Origin of the sequence: Romboutsia sp. (genome assembly GCF_035470145.1) — a bacterium.
GTDB lineage: Bacteria > Bacillota > Clostridia > Peptostreptococcales > Peptostreptococcaceae > Romboutsia_D.
The window spans coordinates 1-4,225 of record NZ_DATIRC010000273.1 but is presented as its reverse complement, the minus strand read 5'-3'; the positions used below and the strand labels follow the sequence as shown (position 1 = coordinate 4,225).

The 4,225-nt window shown below is 29.2% G+C and carries 6 protein-coding genes; 5 read left to right on the top strand and 1 reads right to left on the bottom strand.

Translation table 11 applies throughout. From position 1 onward, the window contains the following. The 3 genes from VLM92_RS11385 to VLM92_RS11375 form a co-directional block, all read left to right on the top strand. Nucleotides 1-409: M23 family metallopeptidase (locus VLM92_RS11385; protein ID WP_325276456.1), on the top strand; the 409-nt coding region annotated here is incomplete at its 5' end. 742 nt (nt 410-1,151) lie between these two features. Beyond that, nucleotides 1,152-1,625 (top strand): methylated-DNA--[protein]-cysteine S-methyltransferase, encoded by a 474-nt coding sequence (locus tag VLM92_RS11380; protein WP_325276455.1) that lies wholly within the window; start codon nt 1,152-1,154, stop codon nt 1,623-1,625. Nucleotides 1,626-1,639: 14 nt separating this feature from the next. Further along, a complete protein-coding gene (locus tag VLM92_RS11375) occupies nt 1,640-2,326 on the top strand; it encodes a DNA alkylation repair protein (RefSeq protein WP_325276454.1) in 687 nt (228 codons plus the stop codon). A gap of 92 nt (nt 2,327-2,418) precedes the next feature. Here VLM92_RS11375 and VLM92_RS11370 read toward each other — a convergent pair whose 3' ends face one another. After that, a complete protein-coding gene (locus VLM92_RS11370) occupies nt 2,419-3,069 on the bottom strand; it encodes a glycosyltransferase (protein ID WP_325276453.1) in 651 nt (216 codons plus the stop codon). A gap of 145 nt (nt 3,070-3,214) precedes the next feature. Here VLM92_RS11370 and VLM92_RS11365 point away from each other — a divergent pair, with 145 nt between their 5' ends. Both VLM92_RS11365 and VLM92_RS11360 read left to right on the top strand, forming a co-directional pair. Next, nucleotides 3,215-3,577: a carboxymuconolactone decarboxylase family protein gene (locus VLM92_RS11365; RefSeq protein WP_325276452.1), complete on the top strand. Its 363-nt coding sequence runs from the start codon at nt 3,215-3,217 to the stop codon at nt 3,575-3,577. A gap of 133 nt (nt 3,578-3,710) precedes the next feature. Next, on the top strand, nt 3,711-4,073 hold the full coding sequence (locus VLM92_RS11360) for a C-GCAxxG-C-C family (seleno)protein (protein WP_325276451.1): 363 nt from the start codon (nt 3,711-3,713) through the stop codon (nt 4,071-4,073). Nucleotides 4,074-4,225: the final 152 nt, after the last annotated feature.

Here is a 4,225-nt window from a genome sequence, read left to right as displayed (position 1 = left end):
GAGATCAGCTGGGAGAACACACGCAGGAATTGATTTTTTTGTAGAACATGGTACGGAAGTAATAGCTATGACTAAAGGAAAAGTAAAAGCTGTTTATAATTTTTATGCTGGTACAAAAGCAGTTGAGGTCAAAAGTACTGATAATACCATTATTCGTTACACTGAAATAAAACCTTCCGTCAAAGTTGGTGAAATACTTGAACAGAGCCAAAAGGTTGGGGACGTAATTCGAAATAATACCAAAAAACATTCTTCGATGTTACATTTAGAGGTATATATGGGAACTAGTTCAGGTCAACTCACACAAAGAAAAAATAAACAATATAATTATGTTCCTATTAAAAATTATCAACGTAGATCAGATTTAATTGATCCAACAGGAGCTAAAGATCTAAGGGTTATTAAATAATTTAAAATATCATGAAGAAATATAGGAGAAATACAAAATATATAACGTATATTAAATACATTTGGGACAGGCGCATTCTGAGATACAGATCCAACGTTAACTGGAGAAAAAAGATATTTTATGGAAGAATTAACGAGTGGAAGATATGGTATAGTTTATCAAGAATATATACCTGATAAACCACAGAATATTCCTTCTTGGGCTTATTGGCATACAGGGCTAGTAAAAATAAAAAAATAATAAATTGAAAGTACATTACTTTTAATATTTTAAGTAATGTGCTTTTTATATTGTGCGCCCGGCATGGGCGACAACTTGACAGTGAAATTCTGATGTGGGTTTGGTAGAGGTTTAACAATTAAAGTTATACCTCTACAAGCTTATTATTGATATTATGTATAATTAATAATGTTTTAGCAAAAGGTGCTTGATATTTCATAACAATATTTTTAGCTTTTAATAAAATCAGTGATTTGATTTTTAATTATATTTAAGTAAGGAGATGCAAATAACTATACAACTTGAACTTAAATTACTAATAGAATAGTGGATTTTAAGGGTTATCCCTCGCCTCCACCATTGAAATCCACGCAAACACATTGATAATTTTATCAATGTGTTTTTATTTTATAGATAGAAAATTTTTACAGATATAAACACAAGATGATATAATATGAAATAATGTACCTTAAAATGCAAAAAAAAATATTTGAAATATAAATTAAGAAATGGAGGTATTTATATGAAAAATATCTTTTATTATGAAACTCAAATTGGAAGAATTGGAATTGCTCAAAATAGCGAAGGTATTACTAACCTTTATATAGCGGATAAATTATCATCAGAAGGGATGGAAATTAGAGAAACTCCGTTGATTAAGGAGGCAGCAAATCAACTTAAAGATTACTTATCAGGAAAAAGATTAGCCTTTGATCTTCCACTTGCTCCGCAAGGAACGGATTTTCAGATAAAAGTATGGGATGAACTTCAGAGAATACCATATGGACAGACTCATAGTTATAAACAGATAGCAGAAAAGATTGGTAAGCCAACAGCTGCTCGTGCTGTAGGCATGGCCAATAATAAAAATCCAATTTTAATTATAATTCCATGCCATAGAATAATCGGAAAAGATGGTAGTCTTGTTGGATATGCAGGGGGATTGAATATGAAAGAAAAACTTTTGAAAATGGAAAAACGACACCAAAATTGCTAAGGAGGAGCTCTACTGTGAATACAAATATTAGAGAACAACTTTTTGAACTGGCAGAAGATGAATATAAGAAATTTTCTTCAAGTCTTTTGCCAGGAATTGATAACTTGATTGGGGTTCGTCTTCCTGCTTTGCGAAAAATTGCAAAACAAATTGCGAAAAAAGATTGGCGCAGTTATCTAGAAAATGCGGATGAGATATACTTTGAGGAAATTATGCTACAAGGTATGGTACTTGGCTATGTTAATGAGGATGACATTGAAGATGTTTTAGGCTATATAGTTGATTTTGTACCAAAGATTAATAACTGGTCTGTTTGTGATAGTTTTTGCGTTGGATTAAAAATGACAAATAAAAATAAAGAAAGAATATGGTTTTTTTTACAACCATACCTTTTATCTGATAAAGAATTTGAAGTACGATTTGGAATAGTTATGCTGATTAATTTTTATATTGATAACGATTATATAAGATTAGTTCTAAAACAATTAGATAGTATTAGGCATGACGGATATTATGTTAAAATGGCAGTGGCTTGGGCAATTTCTATGTGTTACATTAAATTTGAAGAGCCAACATTAGATTATTTAAAAAATAATAATCTTGATGATTTCACATATAATAAATCATTGCAAAAAATATGTGAGTCTTTGAAAGTTGATAAGAAAACAAAAGTTTTTATAAGAGGTATGAAGAGAAAATAGTTTAAGTGTAAGTCATACTAAAATCGTACTTAAAAAATCCGTATATAGCTTAGTTATAAAATAGTTGGCTTATATACGGATTTTTATTTCGATTATTCAAATTTTTTTGGAAACTGTTTGATTATACCATCTGATAGTATATCAGCAAACATAATCATATGATCTTCACCTTTGTCATAGGCTTTTATATCTGCTTTCCAGTCCTTGTTTAATCTAGCAACAGCTTCATCTGTAGTCAATTGTAAGTGTTTATATAACATATCTTTTAAAACTTTATTTGAATAGTTAGGATTAGCACTACTTAAAAAATCGGCTATTTTATCGGCATTTTCATACCACAACTTATTATATTTTTCTAAATTATCTTTATTGCCATTCTTAGCAGCATCAACAACTTGTCCAGCAAGTGTTATATGCTCCCTTAGTAAGGCAGAAAGTTTATTTCCAGCTTCTTCACCATAATATGGCTTAATTGAATTACCAATATCATCTTGATTTTTAAGAAGTCTTTCTAATACAGAAATTTTATCTTCAAGTGAAGCTATATCACTTATAATAAAATTTCTAGTCCACAATACATGGTCAATCCAAAGCTTTCTTTCGTCCATTTTTAAATCAACCATAGATTTATTATAGTGAATATCTTTAACTCTTGTATTTTCTATAGCTTGAGCTTTAAATGGTACTAAAAATAAAATAGAGGAAAATAAAAATACTAAAATGATTTTTAATTTTTTTTTCATTGTCACATACTCCTTTATGATTGTAATTAAATTTATTTTATTCAAAGATAGGCGTATATATACAGGATAAGTTTTCATATTATTAGAAATTCAATATGGGTATAATAATATTAGAATAAAGAGTAATAACTCAGGAGGGGTATATATGGATAGAGAAAAGTTGCAAGAAGAATTCAAAGAAGAAATTGGTTTTGTACCACCAGGAGTAATGGTTTCTCAAGCATTTGGTGAAGATTTTCAAAAAATAATATCAGAATATCATCATGAAATTTGGAGAGATGGAGTAATTCCGCTCAAATATAGATACCTAATTGCTTTAGCAACAGCAGTATTTGATAACAATGAAACTAGAGCAAAGCTAGAAATGAATAAGGCAATAAAATATGGAACAACAAAAGAAGAAATAATAGAGGTATTAAAGCAACAAGTTTGGATGAAAGGAGCTCCAACATTAGTTAAAATAGCTCCATTAATCAGATACATGGAAAGTAAGTTTAATGAAGATTAAAACCGGATTGATTCCGATTTTTAGCAACTGTGTGATAAAGTCACAGAAATAAGTTTGATAAAATGATAATATCTAATTAATGACAATAATATTAAATTATACACTTAAATTAAAGATTGAGAGGATGACATAAATGACAAAACCATCAGCATATCATAAACAAGGATACACTTGTGCAGAAGCTATAATAAAATCATACAATGAAGAACATAACACAGATATACCAGTATCACTAGGAAGTGGAATGGGAGTAGGTGTGACAGTAGGTAGTTTATGTGGTGCTGTAAACGCTGCAGCCATGGTAGTAGGATTCATAAAAGGAAGAGAGGATAACTCTCAACCTAATGAAGCTAGAAATTATTCAAGGGAATTAATGACTAGAGTTAGAAATAAATATAATACAGAAATCTGCTCGGAATTAAAAAGAAATAAGGTGAGCTGTAGCGAAATAATAGATTTTTCATACGATGCTTTAAATGAATTATTAGACAATTAAATTTAATAAAGTTATAAATAACTAAAATACTAAATAAGCCTAGGGTGTAAATCAAATAGATTTAATAAGGTCTATAATAAGTTGTTGAATTTCTCGTTATAAAGGTAAGCTTAAATAAATACAAAAATATATTTTAATGGTATAGAGGGATT